Raw genomic sequence first — 17639 nt, 5'->3', positions numbered from 1 at the left:
GTAATCCCCTTCTTTTGTTTTATTTCACAGATATTCACTAAGAAGGTCTAATAGAATTGATCAGGTAAAATTGTTTTACCTAATTCCTTATTATCTGAATAATCAATCGGAATATCGATGATTACCGGCCCTTCTGTGGCTAGCCCCTCTTGAATGGCTGTTTCTAATTCTGCTTTTGATGTTGCACGTAATCCTTTTGCTCCAAAAGCCTCTGCATATTTCACAAAATCCACAGGCCCAAAATGTACACCTGAAGAACGATCGTATTTCATTTCTTCCTGAAATTCAACCATGTTGTAGCTACCATCATTCCAAATTAAGTGGATAATTTTTTGCTTCAAGCGAACAGCTGTTTCTAATTCTTGCGCTGAGAATAAGAAGCCGCCATCTCCGGAAACTGAGAATATTTGAGTATTTGGACGTACTAGTGCAGAAGAAATTGCCCATGGCAAAGCTACCCCTAATGTTTGCATCCCGTTACTGAATAGCAGATGACGTGGTTCATAGCTACGAAAGTGACGAGCCATCCAAATATAGTGACTACCGACATCCACGGTTACAGTCATTTCATCTGTTACATTTTGTTGCAGTGTATCAATGACTTCTAAGGGATGGACGCGACCTTCTGCCGTTTCACTTTTATGTCTGCCGTTTGTTAGTTTATCTTGCAATGTCGATAAATAATGATCAGCATCCGTTGATAATTGGTAACTATCAATCGAATCACTCAATTTTTCAATCGTTTTGGCGATGCTGCCAATTAACTCAGCTTCTGGCTGCATGTATTGATCGATTTCCATAGGGACTTCATCAATTACTACAATACGTGCATCTTTCTCTGCATTCCAGTTTCTTGCTTCATACTCGATTGGGTCATAGCCAATTGCTAGGACTAAATCACTACGCTTCAGCAGCATATCTCCTGGTTGATTGCGAAATAGTCCAACGCGGCCAAAGAAATGATTCTCTAACTCTCGTGAAATAATTCCCGCCCCTTGGAAGGTTTCAACGACTGGTAAACCAGTTTTTTCAACCAACTTCCGAATCGCAGCTGTTTCTTTTTTTCCGGATGCTCGCATACCGACTAATAATGTTGGTAATTTTGCATCACGAATTCGTTTAGTTAAGTCCGCAATATCTTCCTCTGAGGCCGCACCTAAAATCGGAGCAGATAGTGGCTTAATCGCTTCTCCTTGCACTTCCCCATCCGTTACATCTTGAGGAATAGAGAGAAAACTAGCACCCTTTTTAGCTGTTTTTGCAATTCGAAACGCATTCGCAATATTTTCTGATAAGGTTTCTGGATCTTGAATCTCAGAACTATATTTTGTGATAGGTGCAAACAGTGCTGCATTATCCATACTTTGATGAGTCAACTTTGAAAGGTCAGAACGTTTTACCTGTCCGGCTAAAGCTAAAACTGGATCTCCTTCAGCTGTTGCGGTAACTAAACCTGTTGCTAAATTACTTGCTCCAGGGCCGCTGGTGGCGATCACAACCCCCGGTTCTCCAGTCAAACGACCAATTGCTTGAGCCATAAACGCTGCGTTTTGTTCATGACGAGCTAAAATTAGTTGTGGTCCGTGATCCTCTAATGTATCAAAGACGCCATCAATCTTGGCACCAGGAATCCCAAAAATAAATGGAACATTATGATTTTCTAAACTACTTACAATGATTTCTGAACCCTTCTTACTCACTGTATTACATCTCCTTAAAATCTGTATCAATTATATTTGATAATATAGCACCATTTCATTTATTTATCAACAATGAAACATCAACAGAAGTTGTTTTATCAGAAAAGCACTGAAATTTTCATTATTCTTGATTTTTTTGTTTGAAAACGAAAAATGAACGATCATGCTCATTCAAAAAGACAAGCATCATCGTTCGTTTGTTAAAGTGAAAATATTTTTTAAAAAAGCTTCTACCCTATTCAGAAAAATTGAATTCTGCTCCCCAGTCAAAATTTCCCGAGCGTTCAAAGGATTGCGGCCAATGTGCGCACCACTCAGGCCCTTGAAAGGTTTCTAATACGTCAAAGCTTGCTGTATAAGGCTTGATATCTAAAATTGGACTGTTATCCTCTGCATCCAGATATTCAAGATACACTTTGTTACCTTGGATACTGGTAATTTTTGCTGCCGACAGCGCGATTGGATTTGGTCTAACCGGACCTCTTGTAGCAAAGGTTCCCAGTTCTTCTGGTCCGTTTGTATAGGGCTTGCTGACCGTTGTTCCTCTAAGTTCAGGTATATCTAAATGATGGAACCAATACAAAACATACAAATGACTAAAATCATCCAAACCGATTAATCCGTCTTGATACTCTGGCAATAACTCTAAATAAACACCTGCATCCGTTTGTTTCACTTTGCCGATTTCTTTAATTTCCATGTTGATTCCCCCAATTATTTTTTGAGTCGCGACCTCTAATTAGAAGATAAATCCTCACGTTGCGTGAGAGTCAAGGAAATTAATGGAATTTGTAACTCAGTCAGGTATTCCTCAGGATTTTCTGTATGTTCTGGACCCACATGACAAATTTGTCGCGTGGCTTTTACCATGCTGAATTCAGGATGTTCCTCCAGCCACTTAGCAAATGCTTGATAAGCTTCTGGAAGCTGATGGTAATTTCCTTCGACATACATGATTGCCGCATGCTCCAGTGCAGGAAGCTCTCGCATTTTCAGTGGTGCCTCTGCTACGATATCTGAAATAATCGCTACCTCAACATCTACGCCTTCCTCCAGATATTCCTTATCATGAAAAATTGTTAAATTCTCATCAGGGCTAGTCGGAAAAGCAATTCCTTGTTTTTTTAACAGAGACATAAACTCTTTCCAAAGTAATCCTTCATGATAAAAGCTCTTAATTCTCTTTCTCAAACTGACGATGGAGAAAGCTGGAATTTTCTTGATCGACACTTGGTATTTTCCTTTATGCTGCATCCGTTGAATCATTTGATGGATTTGCTGCTGACGAAATTGATCACGTTGGATTTCTTTTTCAATTTCACGATCTTTTTTTAATAAAGCTGCGGTAAAAATCTTCGGATCTTGTTGAATCAAGCTTTTGATTTCTTTCAAAGAAAACTTTAGCTCCCTCAGTAACACAATCTGGGCTAAAACTTCTAATTGTTTTACTGAGTAATAACGATAACCTGATTCTTCATCAACTACTTGCGGATGAAGCAGATCGATCTCATCATAATGACGCAAGGTTCGAATCGACACCTGACCAAGCTGGGAAAACTCACCAATTTTCAGCAATAAAAACACCTCCATTGCTCATTATACCGATACTTAAGATTGTTATCAGCAAAAATTTATGGGATAATAGATACGAACTCTTGTTCTTCTTTTGTTCTTGTAAATTCAGGAAAAAATGCTCAGGCAAAAGCAAATTAGAATGGATGGTGTACAATGCATTATAAGGAATATAAAACGATTTTATCAGCAAAAAACGGCTTGAATCTCTTTCGCGGCTGTACACATGGCTGCATTTATTGCGATAGCCGCAGTGACTGCTACCAAATCAATCATCCCTTCGAGGACATTGAAGTAAAAGCGAATGCATTAGAGATTTTCGAACATGAGCTGCAAAGACGGCGAAAACCCTGTATGATTGGTACCGGAGCAATGACCGATCCTTACATTCAATTAGAGCCTCGATTAAAAATGACACGTGGAGCTTTGGAATTGATCGACAAGTATGAATTTGGTGTAGCAATCCAAACGAAATCTGCACGAATTTTACGGGATCTCGAATTATTAACATCAATTAATCAAAAAACCAAAGCCGTTGTTGAAATGACTCTGACAACTTATGATGAAGAGATATGCAAAATCTTAGAGCCTTATGTTTCTACTACTAAAGAGCGATATGAAACTTTGCTGAGGTTTAAAGAGGTCGGCGTACCAACTCTTGTTTGGCTCTCCCCTATTTTGCCTTTTATTAACGACAGCGAAGAAAATATTCGCGGTATTTTAGATTATTGTGTTCAAGCCGGAGTCAAGGGGATTCTTTGTTTTGGTTTTGGGGTAACCATGCGTTCAGGAAATCGTGAATATTTCTACGATCAACTAGATAAGCACTTTCCAGGAATGAAGAAAAAGTATCAATTTGCTTTTGGTGATAATTACGTATGTAACAGTCCTAATAATGATCGGTTAATGAGCATTTTCATCGAAACCTGTCAAAAACACAATATCCTTTGGCGAACAGAGGAAGTTTTCGGATATTTACATGAATTTGAAGATAAACGTGAACAGCTTTCACTATTTTAGAAAAATAAGCTAAAACGCTTGCTATGAAACTCGTTTCATAAATTATACTTCCTTTGTAAAGAAAATAAGGAGGAATTTTTATGAATACGTATGTGAAGGTCCAACAAGCTGAAACACAAGAACATTTTATCGTTTCCCTGCATTTTTCCGAAGACCAATTGAGACTTGTACGAAATCGTGGTTTCAAACGTCCAATCATTGAGAATCTTCAAAAAAGTAAAATCAAACATTTACTTATCAACGAAATGTTAGGTTGTCCAATCGTTAGTTTCTTTTATCAGGATCGTCGCTATACATTCTATCAATTCGGTCCTGCTGTCATCGAATATTTAAAGGAAAATTTAGCTGCTTAAACTAAAGAGGTGTTTCTATGGCAAATATCCGCGATATCGCAAAAATTACTGGCTACTCTGTCTCCACAATTTCTCGTGTCATCAACAATCATCCTTACGTTGACGATAAAAAACGAGAAAAAGTACTGAAGGTAATGGCGGAGCTGAATTACGTGCCAAATCGTTCCGCTCAAAATCTGAGCTTTGGTAAAACCAAAAATATCGGTGTGATCCTACCTTTTGTGAACCATGAATATTACGATCAGATGCTCAGCGGTATCATGCAAGCGGCTTTTGACCATGGTTATCAAATCAGTTTGCTACCGACCAACTACGATCAGGAATTAGAGAAACGCTATTTAGCGGAATTTGCGAAACGAGCCTTTGATGGATTAATTGTCACAACTAAGGCGAACTCAATTAAAGAGTTTTTTGACTATTTTAAATACGGACCTATTATTTTTTGCGAAGAAATTCCGAATGCTGATGCCAGCTGTGTTTACATCAATCTGAAGCAATCCACCAAAGAAGCTTTTTCTTATATGAAGGAAAAAGGTATCAAACGTCCTGGAATGACTTTGGGAAGAAGCAAAAATATTAGTCACAACTCAGAGTTTTCTATTCGCAGCGCAAAAGAAATCTATTCGGATTTTGATGAAGCAAATATTTTTTGGGATTGCATCGTTTCAGAAGACGGCATTCAAGCTGCTGAATTTTTTAAAGCTCGAAAAGTTGATGGTATTCTCACATTTGGTGATGAAATTGCCGCAACCATTTTACAGCAGTATAAAACAGATCGGCCTTTCATTATTGGACGAGAAAATCTGCTGATTAGTGAAGTAATGGGCTTTTCTACTCTTGATCATCATTTGGCGGAATGCGGTAAGAAGGCCTTCGAAGCGTTTTATCATAACAAGCACGAAAAGCTCTGTATCTCTCACGATTTTATTAAACGTTAAACCGACTGAGGAAATAGTTCAGTCGGTTTTTTCTTTTCACAAAACGAATGGAAAGGAAGCTTTACATAAAAACGAAAAGGGTTTATACTTATAGTATGGAAAGGAAGCTTTCCCTAAATGAGGTGAAGAAATGAAGAACCGCTTAGAAGAAATGCGCAAAGAACGCGGAATCAAGCAAGAGGAACTCGCTATTTCACTGGAAGTTTCTAGACAAACAATCGGATCATTGGAAAATGGCAGGTACAATCCCTCGATCCTTTTAGCATTTAAGATTGCTCGCTATTTTAATGTCAGTATAGAAGATATTTTCATATATGAGGAGGAGGAAAAATGAAAAAGTCAATGCTTTATACCGGATTTGTTTACTTCTTTGTCGGTATTATGAGCTTGGTTATTGCCTTAACGACCGCATATCCACTCGAGCCTTTACTGTGGGGAATCACAGGAGCCGGAATCGCGCCTGGTGTTCTTTTGATCGCAAAATACTTTTACTGGACGAACCCCGCACGCAGAGCTGACTATGAAGCACGGTTAAAAAACGAAGCGATTCAATTAAATGACGAGCGAAAAATTATGCTTCGAGATAAAAGTGGTCGACTTGCCTATATTGCTATGATGCTTTTACAGTTGGTATTAACCTTCGTTTTTTCCATTTTGAGCATCCTTGAGTATTTTTATCCTTTCTCTAAATATGCCTGTATCGGCTTGAGCATTCTCTTGATTATTCAATATGTCTTTGGGATTGTTGCTTATCGACGTTTGAGTAAATCTTTATAAAAATAACCAGCTGAAAAAAACTTCAGCTGGTTGTTTCCTTATAGACTGATTATCTTATTGCTAACCTCTTTGACGAAATACGCATCATGCTCGATCAGGATCATTGTTGGTTTAACTCGTTGTAATAGCTCCAAAATTTGCTTTTGATTGAAAACATCGAGATAGTTCAACGGTTCATCCCAAATATATAAATGTGCCGATTGCGACAAAGATTTTGCCAGTTCCACCTTCTTCCGCTGCCCCATGCTCATGTTTTGAATACAATTAGCAAAAACGTGCCGTTCCATCCCTAGTTTCCTCAGGTTGTTTAAGAACTGTGAATAATTCAACCCCTCTTTTTCTGCAAAATCCTCCAGCGTTCCTTGATTGCTTTCGTAATTCTGTCGAACACGACTGATTTTCAATCCATTTGCTCGATGAATCGTTCCTTTAATCTCTCCACTAAATTCTCCTAACAACGCGTCGATCAATGATGTCTTTCCACTGCCGTTTTTTCCCGTAATTGCTAAACATTCATTAAGTAATAACTCAAAACTCTTTCCATTGAATAAGCTTTTTCCAGAATAACTTAACGATAGCTCCTCTACCTGCAAAATTCGACGATGATAATTTGGTTCATAGGACATTTTTAATGCATCCACCGTTTCGATATTTTTTAACAGCTTTTCCTTTTCAGTAATCTGTCCCTCTACCCGTTGAACGATTGCTTTTGAGCGTTTCATCATTCGGGCAGCATCCGCTCCAATTGCTCCGGGACTGACGCGACGATATTCGGTATCGATAAAGCCCTTTGGTTTATTGGTTTTATCTTTCTCCCTAGAAAAGGACCATTCTGCTTTTTCCTTCGCTGTTTTTTGCAATCTGATGATTTCCTTCTTCAATTTACTATTTTGCGCCTGTTCATAGGCATCACGTTGAGCCTTTTGCTCTTCATAGGTTGTAAAGTTTCCTTGATAAAGAATTAATTGACTCTTCTCAATCGCTAGAATATGGTCCACGGTTTGATTTAAAAAGGTTCGATCATGGCTGACCAAAATATATCCTTGCTTTTTCTTTTGAAGGTAAGCTGCAACTTGTTGGCGGCCCTTCATATCCAAATGATTCGTTGGTTCATCGATTAATGGAAAGGAATAATCATCTAGAAATAACAGTGCCAAAAGAACTTTGGTCTGCTCCCCGCCTGACAATGTTGAGTACGGTCGCCAAAGCACATTTAAGTCGCATTGTAGCAACGTGAGTTCCCGCTCAATTTTCCAAATCTCTAACTCTTCATTTTCTGATAGTGCATAATAAGTTAATTGATTGGGATCGTTTATTTGTTTAGGGAAATAATTCATTTCCAACTGATGAATAATCTGCCCTTGATAGGGAATTTTTCCACTTAACAAATTTAGCAATGTGGTTTTCCCTCGCCCATTCCGACCAACAAGACCCAATTTCCAATCAGCTGAAATAGTTAATTTTGCATCGTTGAACAGCAGCGTTCCTAATTGATCATATCCAAATGTTAAACGTTCGATTTTTATGTTTGTCATTATAAACACCTCGCAATGACTTCAAATGAAGCCAAAAAAGACCCAGTTATTTCCGAAAAACTGGGTCGACGAGCTATTTTTAGACATTCGGGCCTTCAGAAAATAAGCCCTTTATGCACAAAAAGGAATCTCGCTGATTATCCACCAATTTTTCGAAAATCTGCACACTGCTCCCTTAGTCTCCAGAGGTACAGTCTTAATGCAGCTTCTCTACTTCACTGATGAATCAATCATGCGTGATCCCTCACTTTCCTTTTTGTAATTTTACGATAGCATGAAAACGTTCTATCGTCAAAATTTCTTAAGATTTTCTAGTGAAATATTACTAAAGGAGCTTGTCTAATTTAAATTGCTTTTTGATTACGGTGGTTGTTTACCTATTGAGTATCGAATGAAAACCTCTCCTCCATAGAAGCTAAGGATAGGTCAAACAAGTTTTTATTCATTTGTTTCGTGGAAATATTTTTCCTGAACCATTTGCATGATTTCGGCTTCAGTCAGCTTCTTCGTTTCATTAGCAAAATCATAATATTCTGGCTTTTGATCGTAATACACTTCTGTCGTTAAAGTAGCATCTGGCAAATCATCGAACAAATCAATGGGAATACTGTATGCATCCGTTGGCAGCAAATGGTAAAAAAGATTTGAGCCGCAGTTTGAACAAAATCCTCTTTCAGCCCATTCTGACGATTTATATCTGCTGACCAAGTCTTCAGAATGAATGCGAATATCCTTTGCCGTTCCTGCTTCAACCGTCAAAAGCGGACCTGATCCCCATTTCCGGCACATCAAGCAGTGACAAGCACCTACTTCTGAATGTACATCTATTACTTCAATCGATACTTTCCCACATAAACAAGTTGCTGTTTTCATTCTCTTTCCTCCTTTTTCTTCCATTGTAATAAAAATATCGTTTGCAAACTTGATCTCATTTGTCATTTTTTTGTTGAAGTTTGCGAATTTTCTTTTGACCAAGTAATAAGCTGATTAATAATATTAGGAATTTGTATTCCTTCATTTTCTAGTTTTCTCAACTCATAGAGCCATCGATCTCCGACTGAGAATAACTCGTCTTGTTCAGGTTGATGCAAAGAAACCACTACATTTGTTTCTTTGCTATGATCGAAATCACTCATACTTCGATGAATGGCTGAGATACTATAGCCTGCTTGACGCAGCATGTAGATAACATGAAACCTAACTAGCATTTTCTCCGAATAGTAAGTAGTCTTCGCTGATTCGCAATGATTTGCATGGACGAGCCCGTTTCTTTCCCAATTCCTCACCGCTTCAACAGTCACCCCAAAAATTTCAGCAACTTCTTTTCTGTTATATCTTTTCTCTTCTGTGTTGTCGTCTTGCGTGTTTGATGTATTGCTCCAATCCAATAGTATTTTACCTGCCTGCTCAGCAAGCTGGATTTCATTTCTGATAGCGGCAATATAGTCTTCATAACGTCTTTGACTCATTTGCCAGTCTTGTTTAGCGATCGCATGCAATAGAGCATCACCTGTTTTTCTAATAGCTCTTTTTGTAAATGGATAGCCAAAGATTTTTCGGCATATTTGCAACTGCAGTACGTGAAGCTCAGTAAATTCTCGATAACCATTTTTACTTCGCTGGGCTTTGCTGATATACGACAATTTTTCATATAAACGGATGGTATTAGGATGAACAGCAAACATTCTTGCTAAATCGATTACTCTATAAATGTTTCCTTTAGTCATTTTACCCCTCCCGTTAGTCGTTTATCTTTGCATAGTAATGATCTTTTTTAAATAGCTTATCCCCATTATAACCAAAACAGCTCCTGTAATGAGTAATATCTGTTGAACACGCACAATATCTGCCAAAGGACCAAAGAAAAGAATAGCGATCGGCATTGCACTGGCTGTAATTACTTGAACTATTGAGAAAACCCTGCCCAAAAGCTTTGGATTTGCGGTTTGTTGAATTCTAACAGTTTGCAAGGTCACGATAATTGGTAGCAGAATTCCTGTGAGTCCTACTAAAATTTGATACAGCCAAAAGTTGGAGACTGCACCTTCTAAAATCAACAATAGACCAAAGGTTATCAGCAGGTAGGAAATTACTCTTGCTTTTTGTTTGACATCTCCAAAAAACGAGAGAGATAGACCGCCAATGATTGAACCAAGTCCCCAAATGATTTGGTTGAAACTTAAACGCCAAAGCTCATTTCCAAAACTGCGTTCAATTAGCAATGGAGCTAGCGTAGCAGCAGGTGTAAACAGCACAAATGAAAGTGCATAAGCCAACATGATTTGTCTCAATTGACGATGATGAAAGGTATAGGTTAGTCCCTTCTTTAAATCTGTTAAAATATCTGATCGCTGATCTTTAGAGATCTTTTTCTCTATTTTTAATCGAAACATAATCAGAACAGCTGCTGCAGCCGATAAAATATCAATAATAAATGTCCAAACAAGACCAAACTGATTTAACACTAGTCCGCCTAGTGCAGGAGCCAACAACATCATCGCGGAACCTAACGCTTGATTAATCCCTTGTACTCGAGCTAATTGATTCTCAGGTACTAATTCAGGAAAAAATGAGGTCACCGCAGGAGTCTGAACACCAGCGCCAATCGAGCGCAGCATCGAAACAATTAAAATCAAATAAAGGTTTTTAAACGCTGAAATAAAAGCAACGACTAAAATCAATGTTGCTATAGCAATGAATGTGTCAGAAAGTATGATCAGCGTTTTCTTGTTATATCGATCTGCTAAAACACCGCCCCATAAAGAAATCAAAGCCTGAGGCATCATCGAGCACACGGTAATCATTGTCAGCCATCCCCCCGATGAAGTCTCTAAAGTTATATACCAAATGATGGCGTAACTAACTAGCTGCGAGCCAAAGAGAGAAATATTTTGACTCGCTAAAAATAAGCCGATTACTTTATTCATAAATATATTCACTAAGCCACCTCCAATACTTTGATAAAAGATTAGCATGCCACTACGAGGTGGTGTATGACTGTAAGCTTTGTTTTTTTTTGCTTATTGATACAGGGTTTTAAAATGACTAACAACTGCAAAAAAACAAGGATATCTTATACATATCCTTGCTCACGTATCTATTTATTTTTTGATTGGCAACCAGATTTCTAAACAAGCTTGACCCTCTAAAGACACATAGGTCTCTAATTCCGGTCCATCGCATTTTTGATAGTTTGTTTGCGGCAACCATGTATTGAAGATTTGCTGCTGTAACTGATAATAGGCATTTGAGACATTTTCTGTCTTGTGATAATCATAGGGATCACTTACAAAAACAGCATACGTCTGATCAGGAATTTCCAACGTTACATATTCAGTTGAAATATCCTGATTTAAAACAAAGCCGGTAAAATAATTTAAGTATCCCGACTTTGCTGGGGCGGGATTAGCAATGGCAAAATAAGGTTCTCGCTTTAACCCAAAAAAATTCTTACGGATCGCATCACTTTCAGCAAACGTTCGTAATGCTTGATCTCTGAAAAACTGTTCCCACTGCTTTCCAGTATTTTTGAACAGCTCATCTTCTAAAAGAAGCTCCTTCATTTTCCCAACCACCGTAAAACTCGACAAATGCTCAATATGATAATTTAGTGTTTTACCACCGTTAACCTGGATATCCAAACGAATCGGCGGAAAGAAATTAATCGCTGCATGAATCGATTTTGTCTGGCTTGGTGTGAGACCATGAAATTTAGAAAAGGCACGATTAAAAGCAGAACGATTGGCATAACCGCATAAGTCAGACACTTCATCAATTGGAATTTCCTGACGTAATAAATCCACAGCTTCAGAAAGACGACGATTACGCAAATAAGTTGAAAAAGAAAAACCCGTTAAATAAGTAAAAAAGCGATGGAAAGTATATTCTGATAGTAATGCTTTTTTCGCTAAGTCCTTAAGGATGATATCTTCAAATAAATGATTTTCAATATACGCTAAAGTAGCCGAAAAACGTTCAAGGTCTTTTGACATGAAACTCCTCCTGTAATTCTCTTTAATCAGAATAGCATATCAAGGAAAAGTTACGAACCTCTACTTGTTTATTTCACCTATTTTTTTCGTACAGGCACCCAAATTTCAACCTCATCGCCTTGACCGTAAACTTCCAAATCCGGTCCAGCAGAAACCATCTCACCTGTTGCATAGCCTGTATTTAACAATTCATAGTCATTTGTCTGTGCTGCCCATTGGGTTACAATCGCAAACTGTGTCTTTCCAGAAGTTTTTCTGGTACATGGAAAAACGGCCCAACTATTTGCCGGTACTTCTACTTCTGTTAATTCTTCAGGTATCTCACTGGTGGTTGCGACTGCAATATAATAGTCGAACTTTTTAGCATCCGTAGTATCCACGTTATAAAAACTTGCACCAATCAAACCATAGGGTTCATGGTTGATCAACGGCAACAGTAGCTCATGCTTTCCAGAAGACATAACTTCATTCCAAAGAGCTGGACAATCCTTCATACCCTGCTGTTTTTCATTGGTGGAGGCTTTTTTAAATCCTGCTAACTTAAAATTGTCTAATTCTACGATTCGATAGTCCATAACTAATCCCTCTCTTTCTTTTCACCACTATAGCAAACCCTTCTTGATTTCCTTTTATCCTTTTTGAAGCAAAAAAAGAGAAAGACATACTCGCTATTTATCACAATAATCAACTATTTGAAGAAATTTTAAAATAACACTTGATTATGATTTTTAATGATATTACTCTAACTATAGAAGGCGCCTTCGGAAATGGAGGAAAACAATGAACGAAGAAAAATTCAAGACAATTCAACAAAAGATCGAAAAGGATTATGAAAATATCACAGGGATCATTGTGCAAAAAAATAACCAACTACTGTATGAACACTATTTTAATGACTGTGATGTTTCAAGCAAGATCCATGTCTATTCCATCTCCAAAAGTATTCTTTCCCTATTATTGGGAATCGCTCAAGGACAAGGTTCTATCAGTGAAATGGATCGCCCAATTTTAGACTACTTTCCAGAGTTTCAACCGAAGGATTCAACCGTCAGGGAGATTACCTTGGAAAACTTACTGACGATGACTACACCCTATAAATACAAGAATGGACCACTAGCTTATATCAAGTATTTCACTAGTAAAGATTGGACTAAATTTACTTTAAAGCAGCTCGGCGGAAAACAGCCGATCGGGCAATTCAACTATACTCCTTTGATTGGTCCTGATCTATTATCAGCGATTCTAGCTCGTTCAACGAATCAGAGTGTCTTAGAATTTGCACGTAAAGAACTATTCAAACCGCTAGGAATCAATGTTGAAAAAGCAATTCGCTTAAAAAGTGCGAAGGAGCAAACCAAATTCAATCAATCCACTACCGAAAATGGCTGGGTAGAAGATACAACCGGTCTGAATTCTGGCGGATGGGGTCTAACGCTTTCGACTCGTGACATGAGTAAAATTGGTCAACTGATCTTAAATCAAGGCAACTGGGGAAATCAACAGCTGGTTCCTAAAGATTGGTTAGAGAAGATGCAGCAAAAGCACAGTCACTGGGAACAAGAACAGCTAGATTACGGATATCTGTGGTGGATCATTGATCCTGCTAAGCCCATCATTGCAGCTATGGGGGATGGTGGTAATGTCATCTATATTGACCATGAGCAGCAACTGGTTATTGCGATCACCGCTCTTTTCAAAGAGAATGTCTATGACCGCATTGCGTTTATTCAGCAGGATATTTTACCTTTGGTATAAAATAGGAAAGGCTTCACGAACTCGCTCAGCTTTTGCTTATTGCCGATAAAGCTAGTTTGTGAAGCCGGACATGGATATTCCCGTTGTAAAGCAATTAATTCATGTGAAAATTTTACACTTTCTATACATGTCAAAAAAATCAAGCAGCGTCTAAACTGCTTGATTTTTTATTTGCTCATAGCTAAAAGCTTTTTGACTGTATTGGCGTTTCGGATGGTCACATGATGATTAACAGCCGTGCTGGCAATCTTTGACCAGCGAGCTTTATTAAAGGTCTTGCGCGGTGCTGACCAAAAAATCACTTCACCATGATGAGCGATTTTTTCGTATTCGGGTTTTACTTCCCCGACTATTTCTAAGACCTCTGTTATCGTCATCGGAGGGATCATAAAAATGGCATAATGGACCGTTTCTTCTGTTTGATCCCACCATTCAGGTGCATGTATTAAGATTTCAGCCAACTCATCAACTGCAACAATAGCCACCGAAATGTTTAAATCAAAGTGCTCTAGTATCAATGCTTCGCAAATGTCGATTAATCTTTTTTTCTCTTGAATATCACTAGAAAAAAGGACATTGCCGCTATTGATATACGTCATAACCTTAGTGAAGCCTTTTTGTTCAAAAGCGGCTCGTAATTGCGGCATCGCGATTTTGTTCCTACCACTCACATTGATTCCCCGTAGCAAAGCAATATATTTTACCAAATCATTCCCTCACTGACTCGCTAATATTTTTTTAAGAACATTTTTGTTCAGCATGTGTACTGTCAAAAACTTTCCTTGATAATAGACCGCCCAATTGTTAAAAATACCAGGAAGCTTTTTAGCCTTTTCTACGCTGTCCACTGGGATCAGGGTCAAAGGCAGATTTTCCTCTTCACAATAGGCCTCGACTTCCTTTAAACCATGGGGAATAAAGGGACATTGGCGTCCAAAATAAATCGTCAACTCTTGATTATCAATCGTTTGCTTTCTTGCGGTATCAGAAAAAGCCGGCGCAGTTCCATCAAAGGATAACGCTAATAATTGATAACCACCTTCGATTTCATCAACAGCCTTGAAGCCATTTTTTTCCATAAACTTCTTATCCGATAAAAATGGCGACTTCTTTTTAGAACTGATAACACAAATGCCAGATTTATTTTGACGTCTCGCATCCTCGATACAATAGTTCAATAAATTTTTCCCATGACCTTGTCCCTTGTAGCTGCCCGAAACCCATAGACAATAAATATACAAATAATTCTCGCCGATTACCGGCACCCATGCTGTTTCTAGCGGCGCATATTCGATAAAAACTTTTCCATTCGCATCCAGCTTGCGGAAGACATGCCCCTCGGACAAACGTTCACCGATCCAAGCTCGTTTAGTGTCTACACCTTTTTGATGCTTCTTACCGGAAATCGCACAGCACAAATGTTCATTTGCCAGATTTTCCGTTGTAACATTCACGTACTCAACCATCAAACCCCTCCCCTAGCTTATTCACTTAAGTATAGCATTAAGTAACATTTGAACATCTATAATATTTTTTAAATCCGTTCTCAGAAAAAGCACACTTCAATATTAGATAATAAAAGGTCTATAAAACCATTGCATATTTAAGACTGTTTTCCTTCGTAAATCCGACACTTTCATAGAGCTTATGTGCAGGATAAGCGGTATCTAAACAGGTTAATGAAATTGAATGGTAACCTTCATTTCTGGCATTTTCAATAATATGTGATAAAAGGTATTTCGCAATCTGCTTTTCGCGATAATCCATTCTTACAGCGACGTTAAATAGCATCAGACAGGGTTGGAAATCAAAGGTGAATAAATCAAGCGCATATTGAGTAGCACTGCCAATAATTGTAGTCCCTTCTTTGACAACAAAAATTTTGTAAGCTTGATTTTCATTATACTTCTGATATTTTTCTAAATCATTGCTTGTACCAAAACACTCATCAATCAGCTCTTTGTATGACTTCAAATCTATTGGCTTTAAGATTTCAATTTCCATAAACCTTTCCTTTCTCAATAGGCAATAAATCCTTCCAACTGCTTAACTAATTTAAATACAGAATACATAATACTCGCTCCCAACCCTTATGTTCTGAAATAACTATAGCAAGGCAACCTTTCTTGAATGTACACGTAGTATTAACCTAAGATTAAAATTTTAAAATCATTCTTTTTTTCACCAGCTTAGCCGCTGACACAGAGCCTGTCGCATTTCAACCAACTTGAAAACACTCATGAGCAAGTTAGTAAAAACTGCCGCAAAGCAAATTTTTCATATTGTCTTGAGATCGCATATTGGATTTTGCATGGCCTTCTCAAAAAGTGACTTATTTATCTCTTTTCTATTGACTTCAATCCTCAATGTGATATATTTATCTCATAAAGAGACAAATTCATCACATTGAAGGAGTATAAAATGAAAAAAGAAAAAAATAGAAAGATAGTTTTTGCTGGTATTTTTTGTGCGTTGGTATTAGGAGCAGCATCTATTCACTCTGTCCTGTACAATGACAGCCGTTTAATTAAACCAACAGTCATTTCAGAGTATGTCTTTCAAATAAAGGACGTGCCTATGTGGATTGCACTGATTCTTACAATCGCCTATGTACTTCATTTAGTAGGCACGATCTTCAGTGTAATCTGGCAGAATAAAGCATTGGAAAAGAAATGGACGCGAAAGATTCATCCAATGTTAGGTTTACTTGGCTTTGCTGGTTTTTTTGGCTTTTTTGGTTTTTGGACTTATAGTGAATGGGGAATCATTTATCCATTTTTCGCTTTTATTTTCTTCGGATTTTTTGGTTTCTTTTTTGAGGGCAAGTTGTCTGATACTTTAAAGGATGAACTCTATGAGGAAAATGAGAAAAAGGCTGAATTAAAAGCCTATAAAATTGGTTTTCTTCTACTATTTTTAGCAATTTGGGCAATTGCTAGAGGAATGCTTTCGTGGAATCTTGAATGGTGTGCGATCTTTATGTTAAGCTCAATGTCACTGATCTATGGAATTGTATTGTTTCTCAGCAAGTATTTCTTATATCGATTTGAAACCGAGGCTTAAAAAATGAATATAAAGTTTGAATGTCACTTAAAAAAGTATCGAACCTTGAAGGGCTTAACTCAGGAACAGCTGGCCGAACTAGTTGGCGTACGACGTGAAACCATTATGCGGTTAGAAAAAGCGCAATACAACCCTTCACTAAAACTTGCTTTAGACATTGCGAAGGTTGTTGATACCCCAGTCACAGAATTGTTTATTTTCGAGTAAAAAAGTACAGTCCACAGACGTTTGATCTTGGACTGTACTTTTATTTGTTACTCTAAAGATACAAGACAAAATTCATTAATTCTCTTAAGTATCCTTTAGATGATTCTTTTGAATTTTTTTACCGTCATAATCATCGAATACTCATACTTAAGTAGGACGACAATGAAATCGTTTTTAGTTAAACTAAAGAAAACTTCTGGGAGGAAATTATGCTGAAAAATGATCACGAAGAAAGTAAATCTAGTCAATGGGATACAGCTGCAGCTTCTTCTATTAAAGAATTTCCCGCTATGAGAGTGAAAAGAGGAAAAACATTCTTCTTCGTTTCCTCCATCTTTTCAACAGCGTTTATCCTGATGCTGCTTTTCATTAATACTATTTTGAATTTGAATCTTGATTTCACTGGATTTCTAAATATTGCTTGGCTGGCAGCAACTTGTATTATCGGCTTCATTCCATGGCTGTTCTTTTATCTTATTGACAAATATCGAATGATTACAGCCTAAAAAAACCTTCACTCAGTAAAGTTGGTTCTATAATATTTGGTGTTGTTACTCTTTCTGAGTGAGAACACCAAGTATTTTTTTATACAAAAAGACATTTGGTTGTCCTATAATTAAATCGCTGAACCCAATCATAGGAGGCGAACCAAATGTCCAGTATTAAGAATATCAAATATAAAGATAATTGCCTAGACAAAACCATCAAACAAATCCTAAATATTCAT

General features: G+C 37.6%; 21 protein-coding genes. 9 read left to right on the top strand and 12 right to left on the bottom strand.

From position 1 onward, the window contains the following. Nucleotides 1–47 precede the first annotated feature (47 nt). The 3 genes from alsS to OMU_RS22335 all read right to left on the bottom strand — a co-directional run bounded on the left by alsS (nt 48) and on the right by OMU_RS22335 (nt 3284). On the bottom strand, nt 48–1700 hold the full coding sequence (alsS, locus tag OMU_RS22345; RefSeq protein WP_016182113.1) for an acetolactate synthase AlsS: 1653 nt from the start codon (nt 1698–1700) through the stop codon (nt 48–50). Between the two features lie 235 nt (nt 1701–1935). After that, the gene (gene tsaA / locus OMU_RS22340; RefSeq protein ID WP_016182112.1) at nt 1936–2400 is read right to left on the bottom strand and encodes a tRNA (N6-threonylcarbamoyladenosine(37)-N6)-methyltransferase TrmO; all 465 of its coding nucleotides are present in this window, start codon (nt 2398–2400) and stop codon (nt 1936–1938) included. A 35-nt stretch (nt 2401–2435) separates the two neighbouring features. Next, complete coding sequence (locus OMU_RS22335; RefSeq protein WP_225844257.1) at nt 2436–3284, bottom strand: MerR family transcriptional regulator; 849 nt, start codon at nt 3282–3284, stop codon at nt 2436–2438. 144 nt (nt 3285–3428) lie between these two features. Here OMU_RS22335 and OMU_RS22330 point away from each other — a divergent pair, with 144 nt between their 5' ends. The 5 genes from OMU_RS22330 (at nt 3429) to OMU_RS22310 (ending at nt 6360) form a co-directional block, all read left to right on the top strand. Then, nucleotides 3429–4292, top strand: coding sequence for an SPL family radical SAM protein (locus OMU_RS22330; RefSeq protein WP_016182110.1), 864 nt, complete (start codon nt 3429–3431; stop codon nt 4290–4292). An 80-nt stretch (nt 4293–4372) separates the two neighbouring features. After that, complete coding sequence (locus tag OMU_RS22325) at nt 4373–4645, top strand: hypothetical protein (RefSeq protein WP_016182109.1); 273 nt, start codon at nt 4373–4375, stop codon at nt 4643–4645. A gap of 17 nt (nt 4646–4662) precedes the next feature. Further along, nucleotides 4663–5583 carry a LacI family DNA-binding transcriptional regulator gene (locus OMU_RS22320; protein ID WP_016182108.1) on the top strand — a complete coding sequence of 307 codons (921 nt, stop codon included), beginning with the start codon at nt 4663–4665 and terminating at the stop codon, nt 5581–5583. A 130-nt stretch (nt 5584–5713) separates the two neighbouring features. After that, nucleotides 5714–5917 carry a helix-turn-helix transcriptional regulator gene (locus OMU_RS22315; protein ID WP_016182107.1) on the top strand — a complete coding sequence of 68 codons (204 nt, stop codon included), beginning with the start codon at nt 5714–5716 and terminating at the stop codon, nt 5915–5917. Then, the gene (locus OMU_RS22310) at nt 5914–6360 is read left to right on the top strand and encodes a hypothetical protein (protein WP_016182106.1); all 447 of its coding nucleotides are present in this window, start codon (nt 5914–5916) and stop codon (nt 6358–6360) included. The genes OMU_RS22315 and OMU_RS22310 overlap by 4 nt, the downstream gene beginning before the upstream one ends. A gap of 38 nt (nt 6361–6398) precedes the next feature. On the opposite strand, the gene abc-f is transcribed toward OMU_RS22310, so the two are convergent. From abc-f to OMU_RS22280, 6 genes are all read right to left on the bottom strand, one after another. After that, nucleotides 6399–7895: a ribosomal protection-like ABC-F family protein gene (abc-f, locus tag OMU_RS22305; protein ID WP_016182105.1), complete on the bottom strand. Its 1497-nt coding sequence runs from the start codon at nt 7893–7895 to the stop codon at nt 6399–6401. Between the two features lie 438 nt (nt 7896–8333). Then, nucleotides 8334–8768 carry a GFA family protein gene (locus tag OMU_RS22300; protein WP_034876332.1) on the bottom strand — a complete coding sequence of 145 codons (435 nt, stop codon included), beginning with the start codon at nt 8766–8768 and terminating at the stop codon, nt 8334–8336. Nucleotides 8769–8830: 62 nt separating this feature from the next. After that, entirely contained in the window at nt 8831–9622 is a 792-nt protein-coding gene (locus OMU_RS22295) for a MerR family transcriptional regulator (protein WP_016182103.1), read from the bottom strand. Nucleotides 9623–9643: 21 nt separating this feature from the next. Further along, nucleotides 9644–10834, bottom strand: coding sequence for an MFS transporter (locus OMU_RS22290; RefSeq protein ID WP_016182102.1), 1191 nt, complete (start codon nt 10832–10834; stop codon nt 9644–9646). A 162-nt stretch (nt 10835–10996) separates the two neighbouring features. After that, entirely contained in the window at nt 10997–11887 is an 891-nt protein-coding gene (locus tag OMU_RS22285; protein ID WP_016182101.1) for an AraC family transcriptional regulator, read from the bottom strand. A gap of 77 nt (nt 11888–11964) precedes the next feature. Beyond that, complete coding sequence (locus OMU_RS22280) at nt 11965–12462, bottom strand: GyrI-like domain-containing protein (protein WP_016182100.1); 498 nt, start codon at nt 12460–12462, stop codon at nt 11965–11967. A 205-nt stretch (nt 12463–12667) separates the two neighbouring features. Here OMU_RS22280 and OMU_RS22275 point away from each other — a divergent pair, with 205 nt between their 5' ends. Beyond that, nucleotides 12668–13642: a serine hydrolase domain-containing protein gene (locus OMU_RS22275; protein WP_016182099.1), complete on the top strand. Its 975-nt coding sequence runs from the start codon at nt 12668–12670 to the stop codon at nt 13640–13642. 167 nt (nt 13643–13809) lie between these two features. Here OMU_RS22275 and OMU_RS22270 read toward each other — a convergent pair whose 3' ends face one another. The 3 genes from OMU_RS22270 to OMU_RS22260 form a co-directional block, all read right to left on the bottom strand. Next, complete coding sequence (locus OMU_RS22270; protein ID WP_016182098.1) at nt 13810–14349, bottom strand: DUF1697 domain-containing protein; 540 nt, start codon at nt 14347–14349, stop codon at nt 13810–13812. Between the two features lie 9 nt (nt 14350–14358). Beyond that, complete coding sequence (locus tag OMU_RS22265) at nt 14359–15108, bottom strand: GNAT family N-acetyltransferase (RefSeq protein WP_016182097.1); 750 nt, start codon at nt 15106–15108, stop codon at nt 14359–14361. A 118-nt stretch (nt 15109–15226) separates the two neighbouring features. Continuing rightward, nucleotides 15227–15646, bottom strand: a complete 420-nt coding sequence (locus OMU_RS22260) for a GNAT family N-acetyltransferase (protein ID WP_016182096.1) — start codon at nt 15644–15646, stop codon at nt 15227–15229. 417 nt (nt 15647–16063) lie between these two features. Between OMU_RS22260 and OMU_RS22255 the strand changes: the two genes are divergently transcribed. The 3 genes from OMU_RS22255 to OMU_RS22245 all read left to right on the top strand — a co-directional run bounded on the left by OMU_RS22255 (nt 16064) and on the right by OMU_RS22245 (nt 17418). Beyond that, complete coding sequence (locus tag OMU_RS22255) at nt 16064–16705, top strand: DUF2178 domain-containing protein (RefSeq protein WP_016182095.1); 642 nt, start codon at nt 16064–16066, stop codon at nt 16703–16705. 3 nt (nt 16706–16708) lie between these two features. Beyond that, the gene (locus OMU_RS22250; RefSeq protein ID WP_016182094.1) at nt 16709–16912 is read left to right on the top strand and encodes a helix-turn-helix transcriptional regulator; all 204 of its coding nucleotides are present in this window, start codon (nt 16709–16711) and stop codon (nt 16910–16912) included. A 209-nt stretch (nt 16913–17121) separates the two neighbouring features. Next, nucleotides 17122–17418: a hypothetical protein gene (locus OMU_RS22245; protein ID WP_016182093.1), complete on the top strand. Its 297-nt coding sequence runs from the start codon at nt 17122–17124 to the stop codon at nt 17416–17418. Nucleotides 17419–17639: the final 221 nt, after the last annotated feature.

The organism is Enterococcus avium ATCC 14025, assembly GCF_000406965.1.
In the GTDB taxonomy this organism is placed as follows: domain Bacteria; phylum Bacillota; class Bacilli; order Lactobacillales; family Enterococcaceae; genus Enterococcus_A; species Enterococcus_A avium.
This window is presented reverse-complemented; position numbering and strand designations above follow the sequence as displayed.

Coding starts and splice junctions, on each gene's coding strand:
- tsaA (WP_016182112.1), bottom strand. CDS start 2,400: ATGGAAATTAAAGAAATCGGCAAAGTGAAACAAACGGATGCAGGTGTT.
- OMU_RS22330 (WP_016182110.1), top strand. CDS start 3,429: ATGCATTATAAGGAATATAAAACGATTTTATCAGCAAAAAACGGCTTG.
- OMU_RS22325 (WP_016182109.1), top strand. CDS start 4,373: ATGAATACGTATGTGAAGGTCCAACAAGCTGAAACACAAGAACATTTT.
- OMU_RS22320 (WP_016182108.1), top strand. CDS start 4,663: ATGGCAAATATCCGCGATATCGCAAAAATTACTGGCTACTCTGTCTCC.
- OMU_RS22315 (WP_016182107.1), top strand. CDS start 5,714: ATGAAGAACCGCTTAGAAGAAATGCGCAAAGAACGCGGAATCAAGCAA.
- OMU_RS22310 (WP_016182106.1), top strand. CDS start 5,914: ATGAAAAAGTCAATGCTTTATACCGGATTTGTTTACTTCTTTGTCGGT.
- abc-f (WP_016182105.1), bottom strand. CDS start 7,895: ATGACAAACATAAAAATCGAACGTTTAACATTTGGATATGATCAATTA.
- OMU_RS22300 (WP_034876332.1), bottom strand. CDS start 8,768: ATGAAAACAGCAACTTGTTTATGTGGGAAAGTATCGATTGAAGTAATA.
- OMU_RS22295 (WP_016182103.1), bottom strand. CDS start 9,622: ATGACTAAAGGAAACATTTATAGAGTAATCGATTTAGCAAGAATGTTT.
- OMU_RS22285 (WP_016182101.1), bottom strand. CDS start 11,887: ATGTCAAAAGACCTTGAACGTTTTTCGGCTACTTTAGCGTATATTGAA.
- OMU_RS22280 (WP_016182100.1), bottom strand. CDS start 12,462: ATGGACTATCGAATCGTAGAATTAGACAATTTTAAGTTAGCAGGATTT.
- OMU_RS22275 (WP_016182099.1), top strand. CDS start 12,668: ATGAACGAAGAAAAATTCAAGACAATTCAACAAAAGATCGAAAAGGAT.
- OMU_RS22265 (WP_016182097.1), bottom strand. CDS start 15,108: ATGGTTGAGTACGTGAATGTTACAACGGAAAATCTGGCAAATGAACAT.
- OMU_RS22260 (WP_016182096.1), bottom strand. CDS start 15,646: ATGGAAATTGAAATCTTAAAGCCAATAGATTTGAAGTCATACAAAGAG.
- OMU_RS22255 (WP_016182095.1), top strand. CDS start 16,064: ATGAAAAAAGAAAAAAATAGAAAGATAGTTTTTGCTGGTATTTTTTGT.
- OMU_RS22250 (WP_016182094.1), top strand. CDS start 16,709: ATGAATATAAAGTTTGAATGTCACTTAAAAAAGTATCGAACCTTGAAG.
- OMU_RS22245 (WP_016182093.1), top strand. CDS start 17,122: ATGCTGAAAAATGATCACGAAGAAAGTAAATCTAGTCAATGGGATACA.